The following is a 22,549-nucleotide window of genomic DNA, read 5'->3' on the forward strand; positions in this document are numbered from 1 at the left end:
ATGCCCCGAGCGCCGCCAGCATCGGGCAGCATGGCACGGACGCTGGACCGGACGGTGGCGGGCCGGCTGGCGGCGCTGGTCGCCGCCGGGACGGTGGTGCTGACCGCGAGCTTCGTGGGGCTCGTCGCGCTCGTCAACGGGGGGTCGCCCGGCTTCGACGCCCGGCTCCCGGTGTACGTGCTGGCGATGGCCGTCGCGTTCGTCGGCGGCCTGCTGCTGGTCGAGACGCGCTACGGGGGCCGCGCCGACGGGAGCGCCACGCTCGTCACCACCGCGGCCATCGCCGTCGCCGTCTTCGCCGTCGTCTCGCTGTCCGGCGAGGGGCTGGTGTACGCCGCCGCCAACCCCCAGGAGGTGCTCGTCTCGCGGACGCTGCTGTACTTCCTCGCTGCCGGCCTCGTCGGGACCGGCATCGCCTACTGGGCGCTCCAGCACTGGCGCGAGTTCACCGGCGACGCCGGCGTCTCGTCGGGATCGGGCCGGCTATAGCACAGCGGGCGGCCCCCGCAGCGGACCCCCGTGCCTCCCGGCCCCCGTCATTATACGGCCGAACGATGTAGTCATCAGTCGATGACGCATCCCCGCGACGAGTCGGCGGCTCCGAGCCGGCGGTCGGTCCTCCGCGCAGCCGGCGGTGCGGCGAGCGGCCTCGGGCTGGCGGGACTCGCGACCCCGGCGGCCGCGACCGCGACACAATCCGACGACGCCCCCGACGGCTGGTCGGTCCCGGTCCCCCGGAACGTCCGGGTGGTGACCCGGAACCTCGGGCTCGGTGCGCGCCTCTACGGCTTCGTCGACACCGACTCCCTGCAGGTCGAGCCGGCGCAGGTGTACGAGCGCTACCAGCAGGTCCGCGCGAGCGCGCCGGGCGAGCGGATGCGAGCCATCGCCGCCGGGCTCGCCGCGGAACTGCCCGCCGTCGTCGGGCTGCAGGAGGTCGCCCGCATCCGCCGCGGCCCGAACGACTACACCGGCGGGTCCGAGCCGAACGCCGAGCGGGAGGTGTACGACTTCCTCGAGCTGCTGACCGACGGGCTGGAGGCCGAACTCGAGCGCTACGACTTCGACGTGGGGTACGAGGTCGCGGTCGTGAGCGGGAACCTCGACGAGGAGTTCCCGGCCGAGGGGCCCGACGGGGAACGGTTCGACGTCCGACTCACCGACCGGGACGTGGTCCTCGTGCGCGACGACCTCACCGTCCGGTCGACGGACGACGGCGACTACGGACTCAACGTCAGTGCCGTGCTGGAGGACGGGACCCGGGTGTCCGTCACCCGGGGGTACGCGCTCGCGACGGTCGAACTCGAGGGGGCGCGGTTCAGCTTCGTGACGACGCACCTCGCGGTGGCGAGCCGGATCGTCCGGGAGGCACAGGCCGTCCAGCTGGCCGGGCTGATCGAGCGCCGTGACGGACCCGTCGTGCTCGCGGGCGACCTGAACACCACCCCCGAGGGCGACCGGTCGAGCGCATACGAGCGGCTCGTCGAGAGCGGCCTCCGGGACACCTGGGCGGCGCTCAGGGACGAACCGGGGCCGACCTGCTGCCAGGGCGAACTCCTGCGGAACAACCGCTCCCGGCTGCGCAGCCGCGTGGACCACGTCATGACGGCGGGGCCGGTGGTGCCGCTGGCCGCGCGGCGGACGGACACCGACCCCGGCGACCGCATCGAGGTCGACACGCCGGACGGACCCGTGCGGCTGTGGTCCTCCGACCACGCGGGCGTCGTCGCCGACGTCCGGGTCGAGCCGCGGACGCGCGAGTTCGTGCCGCTCCTGCAGGGCCTGCTGTTCGGGTGAGCGGACCGGGTCACCGTGACCCGCCGGCCTCGCCGTCCTCGGAGACGGCCGCGGCGGGGACGGGGGCTCCCCCCATGATGCGGGTCCGGAAGAGGTACCCGACCAGCGACAGCGCGACCACCGCGCCGCCGAGGCCGACGACCAGCGCGATGTCGCCGTCGGCGATGCCGGCGCCGACCAGACTCAGGGCGATGACCGTCGGCGTGCGCCCGAGGACCGCGATGGCCACCAGCCGTCGGAGGGGGATGGTCGTGAGGCCACCGACGAAACAGAGGGCGTCGTCGGGGAAGCCGGGAACGAGGAACGCGAGGAACAGCCCCACCGCCCCGCGCCGGGCGGTCAGCGCGTCGAAGCGGGCGATGGCGCCCGCGGGGACGAACCGCTCGACGGCGACGCGGCCGAACCGGCGGGCCAGCCAGAACGCCAGCGCCGACCCCGCCGCGACACCCGCGATCGAGAGCAGTGACCCGACGAAGGGGCCGAACAGGAACCCACCCATCAGCGCCACCGCCGGCGCGGGGATGGGGGCGACGATGACCTGGACGACCTGCAGCAGGAAGAAGACGAGCGGCGCCGCCGGGCCGGCGTCCCGGACGAGCGCGGTCAGGACCCCCGGGTCGGTCAGCGGGGCGAGCCGGTCCCAGAACACCGCCACCGCGACGGCCGCCACGACGAGCGTGACGGCACCGGCGACCACCGCGAGTGCTGGTGCTCGGGACTGCTCGGTGGGGGTGCCGGAACTCACGGTTTGGATTCGCGCGCCCAGGGCATAATCCTTCGCCGTGATTGCCGGTGACAATGCGGAGCCGGTCGGCGCGCGCGGCTCAGTCGTCGAGTTCGTCCACCAGCTCGTCACCCAGCCCCGTGTAGCCGGCGGGCGTGAGCGCCCGCAGCTCCTCGCGCACCGAGTCGTCGACGTCCAGCTCGTCGAACAGGTCGCGGAAGTCCGCGATCGAGGCGCGCTGGCCCCGCGTGAGTTCCTTCACCTGCTCGTAGGCGTCGGCCCGTCCCTCGCGCCGGAGGATGGTCTGGACGGCCTCGCCGATGACCTCGGGGTTCCGTTCGAGGTCCTCTCGCATCACGTCCTCGCGCGGGACGACCTTCTCGAGCCCGCGGGCGGTCTTCTGGTAGCCGATGAGACAGTGCGCCAGCGCGGCGCCCATATTGCGCTTGACCGTCGAGTCCGAGAGGTCGCGCTGGAGCCGCGAGTCGGTCACGTAGTCCCCGAGGAAGACCAGATCGGAGTTGGCCTTCGAGCAGTTGCCCTCGCCGTTCTCGAAGTCGATGGGGTTGACCTTGTGCGGCATCGTGCTCGAACCGGTCTCGCCCGCGACGGCCTCCTGCCCGAGGTAGCGCTGGCTGACGTAGAGCCAGCAGTCCAGGTTCAGGTCCAGCACCACGTTGTTGGCCCCGCGGAGCGCGTCGAACAGCGTCGCCAGGTCGTCACAGGGGTTGACCTGTGTCGCCAGCGGCGTGTGCTCCAGCCCGAGCGACTCCACGAACGCCGCGGAGAACGACCGCCAGTCCACGTCCGGGTAGGCGGCGTGGTGGGCGGCGTACGTGCCCGACGCGCCCGCGAGCTTGCCCGAGAGGCCGTCCGCGGCCTCCTTGATGCGCCCGAGCGCCCGGCCCAGCCGCGCGGCGTAGACGGCCATCTCCTTGCCGAACGTCGTCGGCGTCGCGGGCTGGCCGTGGGTGCGTGCGAGCATCGGGAGGTCGCGGTGCTCCCGCGCGAGGTCGGCCAGCGCGTCGCGCACCTCCCGCAGTGCGGGGACGAGCACCTCCTCCACCGCGGGCTGGAGCAGGAGGCGGTGCGCGAGGTTGTTCACGTCCTCGCTGGTGAGGCCGAAGTGGATCCAGGGGTGGATGCGGTCGGCCGTGTGCTCGCGGAGGAAGTACTCGACCGCCTTCACGTCGTGGTTGGTGGCCTCGTAGCCGGCCCACCCCTCCGTCTCGAGCTGCTTGATGGCCTTCGCGTCGGTCTCCGAGAACTGCCGGTAGCGGTCCCGGAGCAGCTCGCGGTTGTCCTCGTCGAGCGTGAGCGGGACCGCGTCGAGGTCGGCCAGCGCACAGAGGTACTCCACCTCGACCTCGACCCGGGCACGCATCAGCGCGGCCTCGCTGGCGTACGGGACGAGGGGTTCGGTGTAGCGCGCATAGCGCCCGTCGAGGGGCGAGACGGCGTGCAGCGCGGAACGGTGGCTCATACGTTATTCCTGTGTGAGGGCCGGGAAAGCGGTGTCGAATGGGCGTGATGGATCGGGACGGTTCGGCGGCTGAGGAGGTGACAGCGACGACGGAAGCACCTACGAAGCCCTCGCGCTCTCGTACCGCCGCGACTCGCTGCGCTCCTCGCTCCCTCCGGTCGCTGCGGTGCTTACGTCGTCGGGGCGGTGACGAGAGCGCTCGCCCTTCGAGTCCGCCAGGAACATAGAACGGTCCACGGGCGTGTAGCCCTGCCCTTCCCCGGGTTGCGCGGCCTCGCTAGCGCTCGGCACGCGCGGCCCGGCCGGAGAGCGGTTGGTCGGCCGGTCGGTTCCGAGTCAGGAAGCGCGCCAGCGCCACCACGTCGAACCGCGAGCAGGGCGGGACTCCGTCCCGCTTGCAGTCGGGCGTAGCCCGACGACGAAGCGAGCGTGTTCGGCGGTCACCGGCGCTGGCGCGGGGAGGTGTAGGGGAACCAGCCCTCCGCTGGAACCACCACACGCGTCGCTCGACGCGAAACGCAACCCCCTGGCGGAATCGAAGGTGAGCCGAACGGAGTGAGGCGAACGCCGCCAGAGCTTGCTCTGCCGGAAGGCGAGCGCTCTCGACCCAGCCCGGAGGAAGCAAGCACCGCAGGGAGCAACGCGACCGAGGAGCGCAGCGACTCCCGGATGGTCGAGAGTGCGAGGGCTTCGGAGGTGGTTCCGTCGTCAGAGTCCCGAGCAGAGACACAGACCACCCCATTAACCAATAATCCTCGGCACAATTTAGATAAGCAGCTACTTGACAGACTATTCGCTCCTTACCCCGGCATCTCGAAGGTCTCGCCGCACTCCGGGCACTGCAGCACCATCCCGTCGTCGCCGGGGACGAACCGGAGCGTGTCCGACTCGCCGCACGCGCCACACGGCTGCGGGACGCGCACGTCCGTCGAGGGCTTCGGGGCGCCGATGCCGAGCAGCGTCGCGGACTCGTCGGACTCGTTCTTGCCCTGCTGGAAGTCGCCGGGGGCGAACCGGACGACCTCGCCACCCTCGACCTCGACCTCGTCGTCGAGCGTCTGGAAGGTGACCGTCCCGTCCAGGACGTAGAAGATCTCCTCCTGGTCCATGTGGGTGTGGACGCCGCCCGAGAGGTTCTGCCCGGCGTCGAGTTCGTAATGGCTCAGGCCCACGTCGGCGGTCCCGAGTGCCTCGCCCACGCGGCGTGCCGAATCCTCGCCACCGCCGGGGTTGTTGTCCGTCGCCAGCTCGCTGATTGCCACCTTCTCCATGGGCGGCCAGATGGGTGGCGGACACATGAAACAGGGGGGCGTCGCCGGGCGGCCAACGCTCATGCCGACCGGCGACGAAGGACGACCGTGTCGCTCGCCATCACGCACTTCGCCGTCGGCGCCGCCCTGACGGCGCTGGTCCTGACCTACCTGGTCCCGGGGGTCCGCTACCCGCGGCTGCTGTCCGGGCTCGGCGGCGGCTGGGCGATGGTCCCCGACGCCCACTGGGTCAGTCCGGTGGCGGCCACGAGCCTGAAGGCCGCCCACGGCTCACCGCTGGCCGACCTCTTCTGGCTCCACCGGGCGCTCGACACCGCCGACCCGACGGACTCGAAGGCGGTCGCCGCCGCGGCGCTGGCGGGCCTGCTCCTGGTCACCGCGCTGGTCGAGCGCCGGGAGTACCGGGCACCCGAGCGGGTCCAGGCGGTCGCCGAGGAGGTGGCGGCCACGCTCTCGTCGCAGGAGGACGACTGAGGACACCCACGGAAGCGAGACCGCTCGGACCGCCCGACTCAGACCGTCGGAACCGGGACCGAGTCCAGCGCCGCCTCGATGACGTCGCCCTTCTCGGCGTCCTCGACCTGCGCGTCCGGGGTGAGGACGAGCCGGTGCGTGAGCGTCGGGCGCGCGACCCGCGTGACGTCGTCGGGCGTGACGTAGTCCCGGCCCGCGAGGGCGGCGTTGGCGCGCGCGAGTTCGAACAGCCGCTGGGTCCCGCGGGGGGAGACACCGACCGCGACCCGGCGGTCCTCCCGGGTCGCGCGGGCCAGTTGGGCCACGTACCGGAGGAGGTCCTCGTCGACACGCACGTCCTCGGGGCTCTCGCGGAGCGCGCGCACCCGCTCGCGGTCGAGGACGGGCTCGACCGCAGGCGCGCGAGTCCGGCGGTCGGCCCGCCGGCGCAGCAGCTCCACCTCGCCGTCCTCGTCCGGGTAGCCCAGCGCCGTCTTCACCGCGAACCGGTCGACCTGCGCCTCGGGCAGCGGGAAGGTCCCCTCCTGCTCGACGGGGTTCTGCGTCGCGATGACGAAGAACGGGTCCGGGAGCTGGCGGGTCTCCCCGTCGGCGGTCACCTGCTCCTCCTCCATCGCCTCCAGCAGCGCCGCCTGGGTCTTCGGCGGCGCGCGGTTGATCTCGTCGGCCAGGACGACGTTCGCGAACACGGGCCCCTCGCGGAACTCGAACTCGCGGTCGCGCTCGTTGTAGACGTGGGTCCCGGTCACGTCCGAGGGGAGGAGGTCGGGCGTGAACTGGATGCGCGAGAACTCCAGCCCCAGCGCGGTCGCCAGCGACCGCGCGGTCAGGGTCTTGCCCGTCCCCGGCACGTCCTCCAGCAGCACGTGTCCGCCCGACACCACGCCCAGCAGCGTCGTCTCCAGCACCGTCCGGTCCGCGATGACCGCCCCGGAGACCGTGTCCAGCACCGCCTCGCACGCGTCGCTGGCCTCGACAACGTCCATGGACGGGCCAGGCCCGCCGGCGGCTTGAGTGTGGCGTGCCGCGAAAAGGCCGGCCGTACCGGGTCAGTCCCCGCCCGCGTCCGCGCCGGGGACCTCCACCTCGACCGCGGGTTCGTCGTCGCCGCCCTCCGGTGCGAGGAACAGACCCAGGATGCCGATCTCGACCAGCAGGCCGACGATGGTGTCGGCGGTGATGGCCTCCTGGTCACGGAAGGAGGCGATGCGCGCGAGAACGACGCCGATCCAGACGAGCGTCACCGGTCGCTCCTCCCCGGCCAACCCGAGGATCCCGAGGGTGGTGAACACGCCGCCGAAGACGGTCGTGACCTCCGAGCGGCCGGCAGCGTCGAGCGGTTCGAGGGAGACGACCTTCGCCGTGATGTCGGGCTTGACGACCGACACGACGCCGAACAGCAGCGTCGCGAGACTCCCGAGCAGCGAGGTGGGTGCCATGCGAAGACGGGCCACACGCCGCCGGTTTACCGGTTCCGATACGGGTGGACCGAGCGAGGGGCGAACAGGCCGATAAATCGTATGTCGCGATACAGAATCGGCCCGTCGGCGCGACACGTCGGCAAAGATGTTGATATCGAACGGCGAACCTTCAACATCTCAATCCGCTATATCAGAATAACAGACAAGATTACAATTATTTTGAGAGTTTTTGATTACGAAATCGCAGACGAGCCACGCTACGGCGAGACCTGGTCGGCGGGGATAGCTTCAACTACCGAGGTGTGGTACCACGACACGTGGAGCACCGAGAGCCACACTGTCCGAACTGCGACGGCGAGGTGGCGAACGTCCAGGGCCTCCGGCAGTGTCTGGACTGCGAATGGACGGCCGTACTGCCCGTGCGGTAACCGCCTCAGGCCCGCTCCAGTAGCAGGAGCCGCTCGCCGTCCTCGCGCTCACCGACCGCGGGGGCGACGCTGTCACCGACCGCCAGGTCCTCGAACTGACGGGCGACGCCGGTCAGCCGGACCCCGCCGAAGTCGGCCACGACGGTCGCGTACGGCGCTTCGGCCGCGAACGACGGCGTCGGGACGTGGACGACGGTGAACGTCGCGACCGCCCCGGAGTCGGGCAGCGGTTCCTCGCGGAGGTCACCGCCACAGCGCGGGCAGACCCGGCGGGGCGGCAGCCAGCCGTGCCCCTCGTCGCAGACGAGGTGGTACCCGTCGCCCGCGTCGACGGCGTCCAGCCACGCGTCGTACTCGCCGTCCGGCGCCGGGTTCTCGGGGGTGAAATCGTCGCTCATGACCGCACCTCCAGCACGTGGACCACCGCACTCGCCACGGTGCCACCCGCGTTGTGTGTCACACCCACGTCGCCGTCGACGGCGTCGCTGTTGGGGTGGTCGCCACGCAGGAGGCGAGTCGCCTCCACGACCTGCGCGGCGCCGGTCGCGCCGACCGGGTGGCCCTTCGCCTTCAGGCCGCCCGAGAGGTTGACCGGCAGGTCGCCGTCGGCGGTCGTCTCGCCCGCGCGGGCGGCCCCGACGGCCGCCCCGCGGTCGTAGAACCCCAGCCCCTCCAGCGCCAGCACCTCCGCGATGGTGAAGCAGTCGTGGACCTCCGCGAAGGCGGCGGCGGCGCGCTCGACGCCGGCGTCGGCGAAGGCCTCGTCCGCGGCGGCCTCCGTCGCAGGTGCGAACGCGAGGTCCGTGCGGTCCTGCAGGGCGAGGTGGTCGCCGCCCTGACCCGTCCCGGCGATGGCGACGGGCGCATCGAGGTCGTGCTCGGCGACGTAGGCCTCGCTCACGAGCAGGAACGCGCTCGCACCGTCCGTGATGGGACAGGAGTCGTACAGGCCGAGCGGCTCGGCGATGGGTGGCGCCTCGAGCGCCGTCTCCACGTCGATGGCCTGCCGGTACTGCGCGAACTCGTTGTCCAGCGCGTTGTCGTGGTTCTTCACCGCGACGTGCGCGAGGTCCTCGCGCGAGCCGCCGAACTCGTCGAAGTAGGCCCGCGCCATCAGGGCGTACGCGCCGGGGAAGGTGACGCCGGCGCGGACCTCGAACAGGTCGTCCGCGGCGACCGCCAGACCCTCGGTGGAGCCGGCTGTCCCGACGTTGTTCATCCGCTCGGCGCCGCCCACGAGGAGGACGTCGGCCTCCCCGTTGCGCACGGCGCGGACGGCCTCGCGTACGGCGACGCCGGAGGAGGCACACGCGTTCTCGTAGCGCGTCGCCGGGCAGGTCAGCCCGGCGGCCTCGGCCATCAGCGGCGCCTGGTGGCCCTGGTGCTCGGTCAGTTCGCCCATGAAGTTGCCGTAGTACAGCGCGTCGACGTCCTCGCGGGGGACGGCCGCGTCCGCGAACGCGCGCTCGGCCGCCTCGGCGAACAGATCACGACCCGTCCGCTCCGGGTGGACGCCGAAGTGCGTCAACCCCACGCCGGCGACGCGGGGCGGTGTTCGGTCCATGCTACCGGACAGGTCACCGACCGACAAATATCTGCGCAACCTGCGCGGCCCGACCGCACGCCGAGCCCGGGCGGGCGCCCTCAGGTGACGCCGCCGCCGGGGGGCTCGTAGTTCTCGTACGCCGCCTCGTCGAGTACCGCCCGGAACGCGTCGACCGCGTCCCACACGTCCGCGAACCCGACGTGGGTCGGTGCCGGACACAGCCGCACCACGTCCGGCGGCCGGACGTCGACGACGACATCCCGGGCTGCCAGCGCCTCGCCGATACGGTAGGCCTCGGGGTGTTCGAGCGCGACGTGTCCACCCCGCTCGTCGGGCGCCCGCGGCGTCGCGACCTCGCACTCCGGGAGGCGCTCGCCGGCCAGGTCGAGCAGGGAGTCCGTCAGCGCGAGCGAGCGCTCGCGGAGGGCCTCGACCGTCACACCGCGCTCGTCGAACAGGTCCAGCACGCCCCGGAGCGGCGCCATCGCCAGCAGCGGCGGCGTCCCGATCTGCCACGCCCCAGCGCTCTCCGCGGGGGTGAACCGCTCGTTCATCTCGAACTGCGTCGCCTTCTCGTGGCCCCACCAGCCCGCCAGCGACGGCATCGTCCCGTGGTGGCGGCGGTTGACGTACAGCCCCGCAACGGCGCCAGGACCACCGTTGAGGTACTTGTAGCCACACCAGACCGCGAAGTCGACGCCCACGTCGGCGAAGTCGTGCGGGACGACGCCGACAGAGTGCGCGCAGTCGAAGCCCACGAGCGCGTCGTGGGCGTGGGCGGCCTCGGTGATGGCCGCGATGTCGAGGAGCTGGCCCGAGCGGTAGAGGACGGAGGGCATCAGCACGACGCCGACCTCGGGGTGGGCGTCGAGGGCCGCCGCCACGTCCTCGGCCCGGACCGTCCGGTCGTCGCGCGACTCGACCTGGATGAGCCCCGCGTCGGGGTCGAGCCCACGCTCGCGGAGCTGGGCCCGGACGGCGTAGTGGTCGCTCGGGAAGTCCAGCTCGTTCACGAGCACCGTCGAGCCCTCGGCTTCGCGGAGGAAGGTGCCGACGAGCGTGTGGAGGTTGACCGTCGTGCTGTTGGCGCAGACGACCTCGTCCTCGTGGGCGCCGACCATCGGCGCGATCCGGCTCCCGAGGCGCTCGCCCCACTCGAACCAGTCCGACTCGCTCCACCCCTCGACGCCCAGCTCGCGCCACTCCGTCAGGAGGTCCTCGACGGCGGCCTCGGCGTGGTCGGAGATGGGACCCAGGGAGTTCCCCTCCATGTACGTCCCCGGCACGTCGAACGCGTCGGCCAGCGACCAGTCCGCTGCGTCGCGTCGCTCGGCCCACTCCCGTGTCAGCCGGTCGGCATCCGTGTCGGGCGCCTCGCCCGGCGTGTCGGTCATTGGTTCCGTGTACGGGGCGACCGACATGCCTCTTGCGCGTCGGGGCGAGGAGGCGGCAGGGGATGGCCGACGGCAGCGTCGGGGACCGGGGATGGTCGGTAGAGCGGTTCCGTGTCGGTCAGGCCTCGGTGGCCGGGTCGACACCGTCGCCCAGCAGGAGGGCCGTGGCGACGGCGCCGAGCTTCGCGAGCCCGTTCAGGAGGTGCAGCGAGACCAGCGCCACCAGCACGCCGAGGCCCGCGGCGGCGAGCGCCTCGGGCAGCGTGTCCACGGCGTACGCGCCGGTGGTGTAGGTCACGCCGGGCGCGTCGTAGAACAGCGGGGCCGTGAGCAGCGACCCGGCGACGGCGCCCGCGGTGACCAGGGCGGTGAACGCCACGACGCCGAACGCGAGCTTCAGCAGGACGAGCAGGAGGCCCGTCCACGTGGTCGGCGTGGTGACCAGGCGCTTCGTCGCGTCGACCAGTCCGTCGACGCCGTCGAGCGGCTGGTCCATGCCGCGCAGTGCCGCCGGCGGGGTCGCGTCCACGCCGACGAGCCAGGACGCGAGCTTCGCCTCGAAGCCCGCGAGGCCGACTGCCGCGGCCAGCGTCAGCACCAGCAGCGGGAGGCCAACCAGCGTGACGGCGAGGCCGAGCCCCGTCGAGAGGCCGACCGAGACGCCGACGAAGTAGGCCAGCCCGAGCGGGAACGCCAGCGCCAGGTATGCCAGGTTGCGGTACGTCTGTGCACGGAACGGGACGCCGAGGAACTGCCGGAGGGCAGCGGCGGAACCACGTTGCGGTGAGTGACTCATCGGTACACCCGGACCTGGGGGCGGGAACCGCTTATAAAGGGAGACCCGGTCGCCGAGTCGGCGACCGCCCACAAGATTCAAATATGAGGCTCCGGCGTTCAGTCGAACGACCGGTAGATGGCGACCAGGCCGAGCGTGTGCGACAGCGTCACCCCCAGCAGGGCCTGGGCGTCGGTCAGGGCCAGCAGCGGCGCGGCCACGACGCTCACCGCGTACGGCACGACCGCGACGAACAGCACCCCGACCGCGAGCGCCCGCATCGTCTCGCTGTCGTTGCGGCGGTAGCCGCGGTACGCGAGGTAGGCGACGTAGCAGCCGAGCAGGGCGGTGACCGCGCCCGCCGCCACGGTGACGGTCTCGAGGGTCATCGCGGATGCACCACCGAGAGGATGGCGAGCAGGCCGCACAGTCTGCTGACGGTCACGATGAGGGTCCGCTCGGTCCCCGTGACGACGGCGACGTTGCCGAGGAGGAGGCGGATGAACATCGGCGCCGGCGCGAGGAGCAACATCCCCACGGTGAGGACGAGCAGCGGGCGCTGGCGCGTCCGCAGGTACCCGCGCGCGTACCGGTAGGTGACGGCCACCGACAGGACGACGGCGACGAGGAAGACGAGGATGGCCGCGACCGCCGTGGGGGCGGCCCCTCCGACGGCCTCGACCTGCGCGGGGACGCCGACGGTCTCGAGCCGTGCAGGGGCGCCGCTGACCGCGGCGGCGAGCGTCGGCGCGGTGGCGAGTGGGCCCGTCATCCCGAGAGCTCCTCGTACAGTCTGGTGAAGCGGTCGGCGGCGTTCTCCTCGCGACGGTCCACCTCGACGACGAAGCCGTCGTCGGTGAGTTCGATGGTGACCCGTTCCAGGCGCGCGGCGTACACCTCGTGGTGGTGGCCACCGGGGTCGAGCCGCTGGATGCCCTCCAGCAGGTCGCGCTCGCGGAGGCGCTCGACCCGCCGGTAGATGGTCGATTCGGAGGCGCCGCAGGCCTCGCTCAGCGCCTCCGCCGACCGGGCGTCCTCGTGGGTCTCCACGAGGATACGGCGGGCGTAGTCGTCGTCGAGGAGGGCGTAGATCTCCTCGTCGTCGCGGCCCCGCTCCCCCGAGTCCATCGTCACCCGCTTGACCCCGTTCCGGCAAAAGTGGTGGCGGTCGCGCCGACCGACCGTCACGACGCTCGCGGGAGCCATCGGTTCCCGGCTCGCCGGGCGCGAGACACACCGACCACCGGCCTCAGCCGGTCCTGGCCCGGGTTTTATCTCGCGATGGGCCGTGCGACGAACCGTCCCCATGAGCGACACCGTCGCCCGCCTCCGCTCGTCGGTGCCGCGCCCCTCCCTGTGGTCCGTGGCGACCGCCCCGTTCCGGCCCCGCACCTACGGGAACCTGCTGTACCTCGCACTGGCGTTCCCGCTGGGCATCGCCTACGTCGTCTTCCTCGGCGTGGGGCTGGGACTGAGCGTCGGCCTCGCGGTCCTCCTGGTCGGCGTCCCGCTGTTCGTCGGCGTCCTGCTGGCGACCGTCGCGCTCGTGACCGTCGAGCGCCGGCTCGCGACCACCCTGCTCGGGGTCGACCTCGACCCGCCGGACTGGCGGTTCCGCGACCGCGAGGGCGCCGTCGACCGGGCGACGGCGCTGGTCGTCGACCCCGCCGTCTGGCTGGGCCTGCTGTTCCTCGCCACCAGGCTCGCCGTCGGCATCGGCGGGTTCGTCCTCCTGATGGTGCTGCTGGTCCCCTCGCTGGTCCTCGTCGCGACCCCGCTGTACTACGACACGCCGGGGGTCCGGGTCGGAATCTTCCTGCCGACCGACGTGACCCGCGAGCTATCGCTGTACGTCCCGTGGAACGAGCTGCTCGTCGGCGTCTCGTTCGTCGTCCGGCTCACGTCCTGGCAGGTCACCTCGCTGGGAGGCGCGCTCGCGATGTCCGTCCTGGGGCTCCTGGCGCTGGGCCTCTCGCTCAACGTCCTGAACGGGGTCGCCTGGCTGTGTGGCCGGTGGGCCCGGCTGGTGCTGGGGCGCTCGCTGGTCGACCGCGTCGGCTGATTCGCGCCGGCCGGGACGGCCCGCTCGGGGACCGGCACACCGGAGCCGGGGGAGCCGACGCCGCGTACCAGTAGCCGACGGAGCGCCGACAGCGCGGACCGCAACACGGATGGCGCCGGTGGTCCCCCGTCCGACCATGCTCGAGGACACGGTGCAGGTCGTCTGCGGCGCGGGCGGTGGACTGGGCGAGGAGACGGCGGTCGCGATGGCCGAGCACGGCGCGACGGTCGTCGTCAACGACCTCGGCGTCGGCGTCGACGGCGAGGGGAGCGACGCCGAACCCGCCGAGGAGACGGTCGAGCGCATCGAGGCCGGCGGCGGCGAGGCGATGGCCCACTTCGGCGACGTGACCGACCTGGAGTACACCGAGCAACTCGTCGCGGACACCGTCGAGGAGTACGGCGCCGTCCACGGCGTCAGCAACTTCGCCGGCATCCTCCGGGACTCGATGGTGTTCAACATGGACGAGGCCGAGTTCGACGCCGTCGTCGACGTCCACCTGAAGGGCCACTTCTCGGTGGTGCGGGCGGTGTCGGCCCACTGGCGCGAGCGCTACAAGGCAGAAGACGGCTTCGACCGCCAGCGCTCGCTCACCTGCGTCTCCAGCGGCGTCGCCGCCGGCAACCCCGGACAGGCGAACTACTCCGCGGCGAAGGCCGGGGTGCTGGGCCTGATGCGCACCGCGGCCCGCGAACTCCACCAGTACGACGTACGCGTGAACGCGCTCTGGCCCACGGCACTGACGCGGATGACCGAGGACCTGCCCGCGATGGCGGGCGCCGACGAGGAGACCATGGGGCCACAGCTGGTGCCCGCGGCGCCGGTGTTCCTCGCCAGCGAGGCCGCCGCCGACGTGAACGGCGTCACGCTCGCCATCGCGGGCGGGAACGTGGCCGTCGTCTCGGACCCCGAGCGCGAGCGGACGCTCTCGAAGACCGTCGGCGAGGAGGGCGCCTGGACCGCCGCCGAGATCGACGAGCGCTGGGACGACCTCACCGAGGGCATCGAGACGATGCGGATGAGTCCCGGGTACTGACTGGCGGCCGTCCGAGGTCGGAGCCGACGAAACGCTTAGTTCTCCCCCCACCACAGGTGGACGTGTGAGCGATTCTGGGGGATGGGAGACCGGAGAGCGGACGACAGCGGCGCCGATCCGGGTCCTCTGTGTCACCGACGACGGGGCCGTCAGGGCCCGCGTCGAGTCGCAACTCCGTGAGGCGTTCGACGGTGCGGGCCACGGGCTCTCGTTCGCGGCCGTCACGACCGCCGAGGACGCCCTGACCGCCGTCTGGGACGCTCCGACGGACTGCGTCGTGACCGCGCAGACCCTCCCGGACGGGACCGGGGTCGAACTGACCACGGCCCTCCGCGAGCGCACGACCGCACCGGTCGTGCTCTTCACCGACGGGGGAGACGACGACCTCGCCATCGAGGCGGCCCGCGCCGGGGTGAGCGACTACCTGCCCCTCCAGCCAGGAGACGCGGACGGCCTGCTCGCACGGCGGGTCCTGGCGCTGGCGACCGACGCCCGGTCGCGTCGGGAGCGGGACGGGACACGGTCGGTCGAGCGCCAGCTCCGGGCGCTCCAGCGGACGGCCCGTGACCTCAACGTGGCCGAGTCCGTCGACGAGATCGGCGAGATCGCGGTCGGGGCTGCCGCCGACATCCTCGACCTGGAGGTGACGGGCATCTGGCGCTACGACGACCAGGAGGAGACGCTCGTGCCCGTCACGATGACGGCGACCAGCGAATCGGTGGTCGACAACCAGCCGGCCTTCGAGCGCGGCGAGGGGCTCGCGTGGCGCGCGTTCGAGACGGGAGAGGTCCAGGTGTACGACGACGTCTCGACGGTCGAGGGGCGCTACAACCCGGACACGCCTATCGGGAGCGAGATCATCGTCCCCCTCGGGGAGCAGGGCATCCTCGTCACCGGATCCACATCGTCGCAGGAGTTCTCCGGGCGCGACGTCGACCTGTTCCGCGTCCTCGGGGCGAGCGTGGAGGCGGCGATGATCCGGGCCCGGCGCGAGGCCGAACTCCGCCGGCAGAACGAGCGCCTCGACGAGTTCGCCAGCGTCGTCAGCCACGACCTCCGGAACCCGCTGTCGGTCGCGGAGGGGTTCCTCGACCTGGCCCGCGACTCCGGCGACCCGGCGGACTTCGACCGGGTCGAGGACGCCCACGACCGGATCGGCCAGCTCGTCGACGACCTCCTGACGCTGGCCCGCGGCGGGAGTACGGTCGAGGAGCCGTCGACTGTCGATCTCGGCAGGGTCGCACGCGACGCCTGGGAGTACGTCGACACCGGGGGTGCCACCCTGACCAGGGTCGACGACCTCCCCACGGTCCAGGGCGACGGGAGCCGGCTCGTCCAGCTGTTCGAGAACCTCTTCCGGAACAGCGTGGAACACAGTTCCACGGGCAGTCGGCCACGGGCCGACGACAGTGTCGAACATGGTTCGACAGGCAGCCGGACGGAGTCCGGCGACAGCGTGGAACACAGTTCCACGGGCAGTCGGCCACGGGCCGACGACGGCGACGTGACCGTCACCGTCGGCCCGCTCGACGGACGCGAGGGGTTCTTCGTGGCCGACGACGGCCCGGGTATCGACCCCGAGCACCGTGACGACGTGTTCGAGCACGGCGTCAGCTTCACCGACGGCGGGACCGGCTTCGGGCTCTCCATCGTCGAGGAGATCGCCGATGCCCACGGCTGGCAGGTGGCGATCACCGACTCCCCGGACGGCGGCGCCCGCTTCGAGTTCGAGACGGGACCGAGACGGAGCCCGTAGCCGACGACGTACGATAGACCGACCGCCAGCCGTACCCCCAACCTGACTGTTTGGTGTTTCTACAAACGAATCAAGGGGGTCAACGGCGACTCAGGGGACTGACGAGATCGTGAGAACGAAACTGGAGATTGAACTACCGGATTGATTACTATTTGACGGCGAATCAGTCAGAATTGGGTGAAATCAGCGCTCAGAAAAGACAACTGTCGCTCAGGAGAATGAGTTAACGCGGAGAGAACCGTCGGTCAGTCGGGTGGTTCGAACAGGCAGAACGCGACCAGCTCAATCAACTCACCTGCAAGGATCGGCGGGTGTTCACCGAGATCGACATCCACCGCGTCCCGTAGGATGAAGTTCGCCATCCGCCAGACGTTGTACAGTAACGTTCCAATCACGAAGTACAGGAACCGAATCCGGTAATCCTTCGACGCCGACGTCGGTAGGAAGTGCTTCTTGATGGTCTTGTACTCGTTCTCGATCTCCATCCGCTGACTGTACTGGCCGAGCAGCGCTTCCGCGCGGTGATGATCGACGTGCTCGTTGATCGTGAACACTGCGTACTTGTCTCCATCCTTCTTTGACGGCGTGTACACGTACGTCATGTTGTGTTCACGACCGTCGAATGTCTGGGAACCATGCACGATTCGACTGTCGTACACCTCGTGCTCCTGGATCTCGTCAATGTGGTCCTTGTCAACCTTCGCGCGCGCTGGCTTCCCGAGCACATACAACTGCTCGCGGCGGTCGATAACGTCGCGTGTTTCGAGGCTACTGAACCCGCGGTCAAGGAACACCTTGCTAATGTCCACGTGCCGGGACGCCTGCTCTAACAAACTCTCAACGATGTCAGCACGAGACGTTCGCTCAACATCCAATCCCATCTCTTTTTCCCACTTCCGCTGATCGCGTACCGGTTCCACACCAAGTACAATCGGCGTGTTCTCCGCGATGATCGTGATAGTGGCGAACTTGTACCCTCGCTCATCGCTATCCTTGAGCCCGGAAACCAAATCTGGGTGCTCAGGGTCCAACAACTTCTCTTTCCCATCGATGGTCACTTTGATGGGAGTCTTGTCGGGCTTGCGAGCCGTCCTCTCGGACATGAACGGCGAGGCATAGAAATTCCACGCGGTGATGTCAATCGCCGCGTGAACCGGCTCAGTAAACCCAGCCTCGGCGTAGTACTCATCGGTGAGCTCGTCCAGGATGTTCTCAACGCCAGCGTGGAACGGCTCCAGCACTTCGTCACGGATCCGCTTCCACTCTGGCTCCTGCTTCCCTGTCACGAATTCGTCGAACGTGAGCTGGGATTCCGGCTTAGCGACCTTCTTCATCGTACGGTTATGCGAGGAACCGTGCGGCACGGTCTCCCGCTCGCTGAGTCGGGCGAACCGTCGTGATGCGGTTGTAGTCCCAGCGCGGGACATGTTCAGGTAGCCTTGCCGCTCGAAGTACGCTTCCAGCGGGTACTTCGCGTTACTGGCACGATCCGCGCTGAACTCACTGAATCCAAGGTCAGTCGCGCGCTTCACCGCATCCATAATCTCCGCTTCACTGACCCGGTCATGCTGTACATCTTCCGGATTAAGAGCTGGTTCGTTCGTCCGGATCACATCGTGCTCGCTACAAACCGTTCGAATGACTTCAGCGGCGTCTCGTAGAAGTTTCCGCTCTTCTGGGGCGAACCGATTGCGCTTGTTGTGACTGATGATCTGCTGTGAAATCGGCCGGTCGAAGCCGAGACGCAGATACACGTACGCAGCACCTTGCAACCGACGCGCGAGTTCCGACTGATTCAACTCACGCGCGTACTTGTAGAGGAACAACCGCACCATCGGTTCCAGATCAAACTTCGCACGCCCGGGTTCCTCGTACCCATTGAACCACTCGTCACCGATTTCGAGGTTCGTGATGATCCGAGTGATGTGGTCGTGGATGTGGCACAAGTCCTCTGTCTGCTCTTCGATAGAGCTCAGGATTTCATCACGGTGGTCCCGGTCGTCGGTAGTCGTCACCGACACCACCACCGTAACTCACGTCCCTGGTGAGTAACACCGAAGCAAACAGACATCCACGCGTGGCTCCCGAGCCGCATCCGGAATGGAACTGAACCGGGCAGGGAACCGAGCATGGCTTGCCAAAGTGTTACTTTGAATCGAAGCATATTTTCGTGGGTGCGATTTCCGAATTGCCAAATCAGAGTACGTACTACGGGGTTTTAGCCGAGATCCGTACAGCAGAATCCGGAAACGATTGGCGTACAGAACAAAGTGTGGTTTGATTCGCACAGACCTTCGGTTTCTAAGAGGGTCTACGCGAAACGATGGAGTGAATGCCCGACTCTGAGTCGATTAGTGATTTCCTTCAGAAACGCGGTGCACTCGGGATTCTCACCCTTCTCTCAATGGAAGACGGGCAACGATTCAGTGACTTAGACGAGCAACTCACGATCAGCTCATCAACCCTCACTCGTCGTCTCACTGAAGCACGTGGCCTCGGTCTTGTCGTTCCTGGGATGAACCCCAAAGAAACCAGTGTCAACAACGAGTACCGAATCACAACGCGTGGAAAGCGTGTCGCCCGACGGATGGAGAACCAAGGCCTCAGCCATGCTGTTCGGACGATCATCGATTACCAGCAGGACGTAGAAAGTGAGCTACCTGATCTACTCAACTGGGTCGAAGTTCACAACGAGGAATTAGCGCGACTGGATGACCAGACACCGTATCAAGACCCGTTTGGGGAGTCTGTGGTTGACACCGGGGATGAACCGGAATACGACGATGAGTTCATGATTGAGGAGGATTTCGGCAGAGTTGAGCAGTGGGGGACTGACCCGGATGAGGAAGAGGACAAGACGGACGAATAGCTTCTATGCGTAAGGCCTGTGATTGGTTTCACTCAGGATCTACATTGAGTTGCGAACCCGCTTCGGGGCCACTCAAAGTGACGAGCTCCCCCGCTTCGGCACACTCGGGGCAGAAGGGGAGATCGTCTACGTTGCCGTCCCAATCAACGCCATCCCAGTCGAATGAAGAACCACACGCAGAACACCCCCAATCGTAGACTCCGAATTTTTCCACGAGATCCGGGAAGTGATGGGCGAGTGTCGGTGTAAGACGCGCATTATGGTCCTCGTGCGCTTCTAAATACTCTTGGAGGTTCTGCCGGTCGTACTTATCGAACACCGGCAGCAGACCGTCGCAGCCTGTGTCTATGTATGGGGTTTCGGCTTCACCGCAGCGATGCTTGAACGAACAGTAATTGCACTCCCAGTCTCGTTCAGGCGTAGCTGGTGGTAGTTCACTGGATTGTTCATACTCTGTCTGCGTCTGCATCCAGTCTACAACGTGTTCCCAGAACTTCGGTTCGAACCGGACATGAAATGATTCGATGTTGAGTGTTTTCCGACTGCCGTACACGACCAGTCCCTTGGTGATTGAGTGGTCGTACTCCTGGTCGAGGGCGTATAGGTATGCGTGCAACTGCGCACGGTGATGCGGTTTCGGTTCCGAGAGGTGGTCGAGCGATGTTGTGGTTTTTATTTCTGTTACGAACAGTGGTTCTGCATCAGCAGTCACGATTGCAGGGTCAGTTGATCCACGTAGACTGAGTTCTGTCCCACCAATGGCGATCTCAGTATCTATCCAGAGTGAATTCGCCACGTAGGTGTTCGGGGTCGTCATAGCCTGGAGGAATGGTACAACGACCTGTTTCTCGAATTCTGAACCAATCCAGAATAGACCTTCTGGTGGTGTGCCCTCTCGCGGTGCGTTCTTTCGCGCGTAACTGGTTTTCCGGTGACACTGCAGGAGCTTGCTCGGCGTGTGCTGCTCAGGATCTTTAGGTGGGCTTGGCCCGTTGAAATACGCTTGTCCCTCCAAGATGTTGTTCTGGAACTGCTGTTCACTGTACCACTCGTTGAACGCCCGGTTCGTTATCCGATCAAGCATGACTTCGTGGGCGTCGGTGTCAGAATTCGGGAATGGGGAATCTCTCCCGAGAGGCTCGTCTTTGGATGGATCGCTCATCACAACGGGTGTGAGAATACGGGGAACAATAGGGAGCCGCGTGTCGTTTCCGAAAAACCATCGCGCCGAGCAGACGAAAAGTGTAGAATCACACTCGTGTCCGGTAAATTCGGGCCTTCGTGTTCCCTTCAGCGGAGATGAGGTTGTAGTGCTCTAATTTGGACAGGTAGTTCCGAACCATACGTTTCGTCTTCGGGTCGGTTGCCCGGTCACAGTACGTGCTGTAGAGTTGCTGCGGTGCGATTTCACCGTTCTCGGTGATGATGTTGTACAGGAGTTTCTGGTGGGGCGTGAGGCGATCTACTGTTCGCTGCTTGATTTCCGATTTCACTTCCGGAGTTTTTTCCTGAACGATGTCTGGCGTGATTTTGTCAACAGGTGCGTCCTTTGCTTTCCGTGCTGCTCGCCGCAGGATGCCGATAGCAACACGGGCGTCTCCGCCAGCGTTCGCGGCGATCAACTCCAGACCGGACGTATCAATCACTTCGTTGGTGAGTCCCCACCTGACTCGGTCACTGAGAATAGCAACGAGTTCGTTTTCATGGTATGACCGGAAGTGAATGCGTTCACAGTCGGTGAGGCGGCTGTTCAACCGGTCATCCATCGATACGAAAAGCCCATCCTCATCATTGCTGATGAGGATCATCGTGAGGTGGGGGATACGGTACAGATCGTACAGCAGCGACTTATCCTCCAACTGGTCCACTTCGTCTAAAATAACGACGTACGGCGTGTCATTACTATCTTTGAGGCGTTCAAGAAGGACGTCTTTCGGTGTTGACTGTCGATGGACATCGACGGTACGACCGATGCCATCCAACAGTCTGTACAGGGTTTTGAAGCGGCTATGATCCTCCCAGCAGTTCACATACTGGTAGTTCAGGTTAACCACTTCCTCCCGCAGTTGCTCCACCAGGAACTGTGCGATGCAGGTTTTCCCTGCACCAGATGGGCCGTGGAGGAGCGCCGGGTCAGCTCGTTGTCCCCGAGTGATTGGGTTGAGAACGCTGGAGAGGTAGTTGACCTCAGCATCTCTGTGTTGTACCTCCCTGGGAATGAATTCTGGTTGCAGGACGCGCGCGTCCGTAATCATACGACGTCGACGCAACTCTGTAGTTGTAAATGGAAGGGTGTAGTTTCCGAAACTTCCGAATTCCGATTTATTTTTGGAACCTACTGAACCTGAATACTTGTAATGGGCCTTGTTTAGACGCAGTACAGAACGCTCACTTCGGCCGTTGTCTGAACAATGAAATCGGATAGTGAGGCACCCACAGACTGGATCTCTTCACCCGATATGGCCACAGACCTGCGTCTTCAGAAGCGTCTAAACAAGGCCCTTGTAATGGATTTGGAATCCATTCTACATTGAGCTTAGCATATTAGTTCAATTTATAATCATATAAGATAATAAAACATCAGCAATAAACCTGCAACTATGAATCAAGATTTTACAGAAGGCACTTTCTCGCCACCTTCTGTATTTACAACATCAGTGGCTTTGTTGAAACCCTATAGTGCTGATAGATCTCGGAAGCGGTGCTGAATCGACGAGCATTTCGTTCACGTAAATAGAGTTTCGGGCAGATGCTCGCGTTATGAAACGACGAGCGTTATTCCAACGCTCGCGCTACCAAGTAGGGTCACAGCAATCATTTTAGCAATCTGCCTTGCACCAGCTATCCACGTGACTGTGACGTATACAGATAGCTGTACCACGGTCGCTATGACGATTCCAATTCGGGTCGTGCTTGCTGAAAGAGATAAATCAACGGAATTGACGATGGCGAGAATGACCGCGACGAGCCCACCAATCACTAATGCTGATTGAATCCGAAACGGAGTATTCAATTCGTTCGTTGGTGGTCCACGATTTCGAGCACGAAACCAGATCCCCCCTGTAACGAGGAACCCAACCCCAGCCATTGCCGCGAATGGAATCACGAGAGATTCGGCGATTGAAGGACTGACGATGGCAACCACGACGAAATTCCGTAAGAACAGCATCGTCGATGCGATTGCGGCTGCGACCGTGTAGGCAAGATCGAACTCCGGATGACGCCGGTACTGTTCAGTGAGTGATGTGATTGTCATTCCAGGGGACACGGCACCCCCCAGTGCTCCGGTGAACCCGATTGCAGTCCCCGGATCGACTATCTTGGATAGGAGGTACCCGAGAAAACTCAGTCCTGCGACGAACACCACGACTAACCAGACTTGTCGCGGGTTCACTCCGAGCAGTACATCGAGGCGCTCGTCAGGTAAAACCAGCAAGACGAGGAGAAGAACAAGAAATTCAGCTGTCGCTCTGAGGTCTTCCGAATCGATTCGGTCTCTCATCTCGTTCCAGC

The 22,549-nt window shown here is 66.8% G+C and carries 22 protein-coding genes and 2 pseudogenes; 8 read left to right on the forward strand and 16 right to left on the reverse strand.

The genetic code is table 11. The features are described from left to right. Positions 1–30: 30 nt before the first annotated feature. Positions 31–489, forward strand: a complete 459-nt coding sequence (locus tag P2T62_RS22170; protein ID WP_276259205.1) for a hypothetical protein — start codon at positions 31–33, stop codon at positions 487–489. An 81-nt stretch (positions 490–570) separates the two neighbouring features. Then, entirely contained in the window at positions 571–1,797 is a 1,227-nt protein-coding gene (locus P2T62_RS22175) for an endonuclease/exonuclease/phosphatase family protein (RefSeq protein ID WP_276259206.1), read from the forward strand. Positions 1,798–1,807: 10 nt separating this feature from the next. On the opposite strand, the gene P2T62_RS22180 is transcribed toward P2T62_RS22175, so the two are convergent. The 3 genes from P2T62_RS22180 to P2T62_RS22190 form a co-directional block, all read right to left on the reverse strand. After that, positions 1,808–2,542: a TVP38/TMEM64 family protein gene (locus P2T62_RS22180; RefSeq protein ID WP_276259207.1), complete on the reverse strand. Its 735-nt coding sequence runs from the start codon at positions 2,540–2,542 to the stop codon at positions 1,808–1,810. Between the two features lie 79 nt (positions 2,543–2,621). Next, a complete protein-coding gene (gene purB, locus P2T62_RS22185) occupies positions 2,622–4,004 on the reverse strand; it encodes an adenylosuccinate lyase (protein ID WP_276259208.1) in 1,383 nt (460 codons plus the stop codon). An 800-nt stretch (positions 4,005–4,804) separates the two neighbouring features. Further along, a complete protein-coding gene (locus tag P2T62_RS22190) occupies positions 4,805–5,275 on the reverse strand; it encodes a cupin domain-containing protein (protein ID WP_276259209.1) in 471 nt (156 codons plus the stop codon). Positions 5,276–5,362: 87 nt separating this feature from the next. Between P2T62_RS22190 and P2T62_RS22195 the strand changes: the two genes are divergently transcribed. After that, positions 5,363–5,749, forward strand: coding sequence for a hypothetical protein (locus P2T62_RS22195; protein WP_276259210.1), 387 nt, complete (start codon positions 5,363–5,365; stop codon positions 5,747–5,749). A gap of 38 nt (positions 5,750–5,787) precedes the next feature. Here the strand turns inward: P2T62_RS22195 and P2T62_RS22200 are convergent, their stop codons facing one another. The 9 genes from P2T62_RS22200 to P2T62_RS22240 form a co-directional block, all read right to left on the reverse strand. After that, positions 5,788–6,735 carry an AAA family ATPase gene (locus tag P2T62_RS22200; RefSeq protein WP_276259211.1) on the reverse strand — a complete coding sequence of 316 codons (948 nt, stop codon included), beginning with the start codon at positions 6,733–6,735 and terminating at the stop codon, positions 5,788–5,790. 63 nt (positions 6,736–6,798) lie between these two features. Then, complete coding sequence (locus P2T62_RS22205; RefSeq protein ID WP_276259212.1) at positions 6,799–7,188, reverse strand: hypothetical protein; 390 nt, start codon at positions 7,186–7,188, stop codon at positions 6,799–6,801. A 415-nt stretch (positions 7,189–7,603) separates the two neighbouring features. Continuing rightward, complete coding sequence (locus tag P2T62_RS22210; RefSeq protein ID WP_276259213.1) at positions 7,604–7,996, reverse strand: Zn-ribbon domain-containing OB-fold protein; 393 nt, start codon at positions 7,994–7,996, stop codon at positions 7,604–7,606. Beyond that, positions 7,993–9,162, reverse strand: a complete 1,170-nt coding sequence (locus tag P2T62_RS22215; RefSeq protein ID WP_276259214.1) for a thiolase C-terminal domain-containing protein — start codon at positions 9,160–9,162, stop codon at positions 7,993–7,995. The genes P2T62_RS22210 and P2T62_RS22215 overlap by 4 nt, the downstream gene beginning before the upstream one ends. An 80-nt stretch (positions 9,163–9,242) precedes the next feature. Beyond that, positions 9,243–10,538 carry a kynureninase gene (gene kynU / locus P2T62_RS22220; RefSeq protein WP_276259215.1) on the reverse strand — a complete coding sequence of 432 codons (1,296 nt, stop codon included), beginning with the start codon at positions 10,536–10,538 and terminating at the stop codon, positions 9,243–9,245. A 118-nt stretch (positions 10,539–10,656) separates the two neighbouring features. Then, positions 10,657–11,334 (reverse strand): sensor domain-containing protein, encoded by a 678-nt coding sequence (locus tag P2T62_RS22225; protein ID WP_276259216.1) that lies wholly within the window; start codon positions 11,332–11,334, stop codon positions 10,657–10,659. A 98-nt stretch (positions 11,335–11,432) separates the two neighbouring features. After that, the gene (locus P2T62_RS22230) at positions 11,433–11,702 is read right to left on the reverse strand and encodes a DUF7521 family protein (RefSeq protein ID WP_276259217.1); all 270 of its coding nucleotides are present in this window, start codon (positions 11,700–11,702) and stop codon (positions 11,433–11,435) included. Next, the gene (locus P2T62_RS22235) at positions 11,699–12,085 is read right to left on the reverse strand and encodes a hypothetical protein (RefSeq protein WP_276259218.1); all 387 of its coding nucleotides are present in this window, start codon (positions 12,083–12,085) and stop codon (positions 11,699–11,701) included. Before P2T62_RS22235 ends, P2T62_RS22230 begins: the two co-directional genes overlap by 4 nt. Further along, positions 12,082–12,441: a helix-turn-helix domain-containing protein gene (locus tag P2T62_RS22240; protein ID WP_276261653.1), complete on the reverse strand. Its 360-nt coding sequence runs from the start codon at positions 12,439–12,441 to the stop codon at positions 12,082–12,084. Before P2T62_RS22240 ends, P2T62_RS22235 begins: the two co-directional genes overlap by 4 nt. A gap of 178 nt (positions 12,442–12,619) precedes the next feature. Between P2T62_RS22240 and P2T62_RS22245 the strand changes: the two genes are divergently transcribed. The 4 genes and pseudogenes from P2T62_RS22245 to P2T62_RS22255 all read left to right on the forward strand — a co-directional run. Then, entirely contained in the window at positions 12,620–13,375 is a 756-nt protein-coding gene (locus P2T62_RS22245) for a sensor domain-containing protein (protein WP_276259219.1), read from the forward strand. A 136-nt stretch (positions 13,376–13,511) separates the two neighbouring features. Further along, positions 13,512–14,411 (forward strand): SDR family NAD(P)-dependent oxidoreductase, encoded by a 900-nt coding sequence (locus tag P2T62_RS22250; protein ID WP_276259220.1) that lies wholly within the window; start codon positions 13,512–13,514, stop codon positions 14,409–14,411. Between the two features lie 64 nt (positions 14,412–14,475). After that, a pseudogene (locus P2T62_RS23510) lies at positions 14,476–14,826 on the forward strand (response regulator); the annotation flags it as partial. A 105-nt stretch (positions 14,827–14,931) separates the two neighbouring features. After that, positions 14,932–16,167: pseudogene (locus P2T62_RS22255) on the forward strand (GAF domain-containing sensor histidine kinase); the annotation flags it as partial. Between the two features lie 245 nt (positions 16,168–16,412). Here the strand turns inward: P2T62_RS22255 and P2T62_RS22260 are convergent. Further along, a complete protein-coding gene (locus P2T62_RS22260; RefSeq protein WP_276259222.1) occupies positions 16,413–18,182 on the reverse strand; it encodes a transposase in 1,770 nt (589 codons plus the stop codon). 317 nt (positions 18,183–18,499) lie between these two features. On the opposite strand from P2T62_RS22260, the gene P2T62_RS22265 reads away from it, so the two are divergent. Next, entirely contained in the window at positions 18,500–19,036 is a 537-nt protein-coding gene (locus tag P2T62_RS22265) for a winged helix-turn-helix transcriptional regulator (protein WP_276259223.1), read from the forward strand. A 28-nt stretch (positions 19,037–19,064) separates the two neighbouring features. On the opposite strand, the gene P2T62_RS22270 is transcribed toward P2T62_RS22265, so the two are convergent. The 3 genes from P2T62_RS22270 to P2T62_RS22280 form a co-directional block, all read right to left on the reverse strand. Beyond that, positions 19,065–20,198 carry a CRISPR-associated protein Cas4 gene (locus P2T62_RS22270; protein WP_276259224.1) on the reverse strand — a complete coding sequence of 378 codons (1,134 nt, stop codon included), beginning with the start codon at positions 20,196–20,198 and terminating at the stop codon, positions 19,065–19,067. 88 nt (positions 20,199–20,286) lie between these two features. Next, a complete protein-coding gene (locus P2T62_RS22275) occupies positions 20,287–21,291 on the reverse strand; it encodes a Cdc6/Cdc18 family protein (protein WP_276259225.1) in 1,005 nt (334 codons plus the stop codon). A 503-nt stretch (positions 21,292–21,794) separates the two neighbouring features. Further along, positions 21,795–22,538: a DUF4010 domain-containing protein gene (locus P2T62_RS22280; protein ID WP_276259226.1), complete on the reverse strand. Its 744-nt coding sequence runs from the start codon at positions 22,536–22,538 to the stop codon at positions 21,795–21,797. Between the last annotated feature and the right edge of the window lie 11 nt (positions 22,539–22,549).

The organism is Haloglomus litoreum, from assembly GCF_029338515.1.
GTDB classification, from domain to species: Archaea; Halobacteriota; Halobacteria; order Halobacteriales; family Haloarculaceae; genus Haloglomus; species Haloglomus litoreum.

Coding starts and splice junctions, on each gene's coding strand:
- P2T62_RS22170 (WP_276259205.1), top strand. CDS start 31: ATGGCACGGACGCTGGACCGGACGGTGGCGGGCCGGCTGGCGGCGCTG.
- P2T62_RS22175 (WP_276259206.1), top strand. CDS start 571: ATGACGCATCCCCGCGACGAGTCGGCGGCTCCGAGCCGGCGGTCGGTC.
- purB (WP_276259208.1), bottom strand. CDS start 4,004: ATGAGCCACCGTTCCGCGCTGCACGCCGTCTCGCCCCTCGACGGGCGC.
- P2T62_RS22190 (WP_276259209.1), bottom strand. CDS start 5,275: ATGGAGAAGGTGGCAATCAGCGAGCTGGCGACGGACAACAACCCCGGC.
- P2T62_RS22200 (WP_276259211.1), bottom strand. CDS start 6,735: ATGGACGTTGTCGAGGCCAGCGACGCGTGCGAGGCGGTGCTGGACACG.
- P2T62_RS22205 (WP_276259212.1), bottom strand. CDS start 7,188: ATGGCACCCACCTCGCTGCTCGGGAGTCTCGCGACGCTGCTGTTCGGC.
- P2T62_RS22210 (WP_276259213.1), bottom strand. CDS start 7,996: ATGAGCGACGATTTCACCCCCGAGAACCCGGCGCCGGACGGCGAGTAC.
- P2T62_RS22215 (WP_276259214.1), bottom strand. CDS start 9,162: ATGGACCGAACACCGCCCCGCGTCGCCGGCGTGGGGTTGACGCACTTC.
- kynU (WP_276259215.1), bottom strand. CDS start 10,538: ATGACCGACACGCCGGGCGAGGCGCCCGACACGGATGCCGACCGGCTG.
- P2T62_RS22225 (WP_276259216.1), bottom strand. CDS start 11,334: ATGAGTCACTCACCGCAACGTGGTTCCGCCGCTGCCCTCCGGCAGTTC.
- P2T62_RS22230 (WP_276259217.1), bottom strand. CDS start 11,702: ATGACCCTCGAGACCGTCACCGTGGCGGCGGGCGCGGTCACCGCCCTG.
- P2T62_RS22235 (WP_276259218.1), bottom strand. CDS start 12,085: ATGACGGGCCCACTCGCCACCGCGCCGACGCTCGCCGCCGCGGTCAGC.
- P2T62_RS22240 (WP_276261653.1), bottom strand. CDS start 12,441: ATGGACTCGGGGGAGCGGGGCCGCGACGACGAGGAGATCTACGCCCTC.
- P2T62_RS22245 (WP_276259219.1), top strand. CDS start 12,620: ATGAGCGACACCGTCGCCCGCCTCCGCTCGTCGGTGCCGCGCCCCTCC.
- P2T62_RS22250 (WP_276259220.1), top strand. CDS start 13,512: ATGCTCGAGGACACGGTGCAGGTCGTCTGCGGCGCGGGCGGTGGACTG.
- P2T62_RS22265 (WP_276259223.1), top strand. CDS start 18,500: ATGCCCGACTCTGAGTCGATTAGTGATTTCCTTCAGAAACGCGGTGCA.
- P2T62_RS22270 (WP_276259224.1), bottom strand. CDS start 20,198: ATGAGCGATCCATCCAAAGACGAGCCTCTCGGGAGAGATTCCCCATTC.
- P2T62_RS22275 (WP_276259225.1), bottom strand. CDS start 21,291: ATGATTACGGACGCGCGCGTCCTGCAACCAGAATTCATTCCCAGGGAG.
- P2T62_RS22280 (WP_276259226.1), bottom strand. CDS start 22,538: ATGAGAGACCGAATCGATTCGGAAGACCTCAGAGCGACAGCTGAATTT.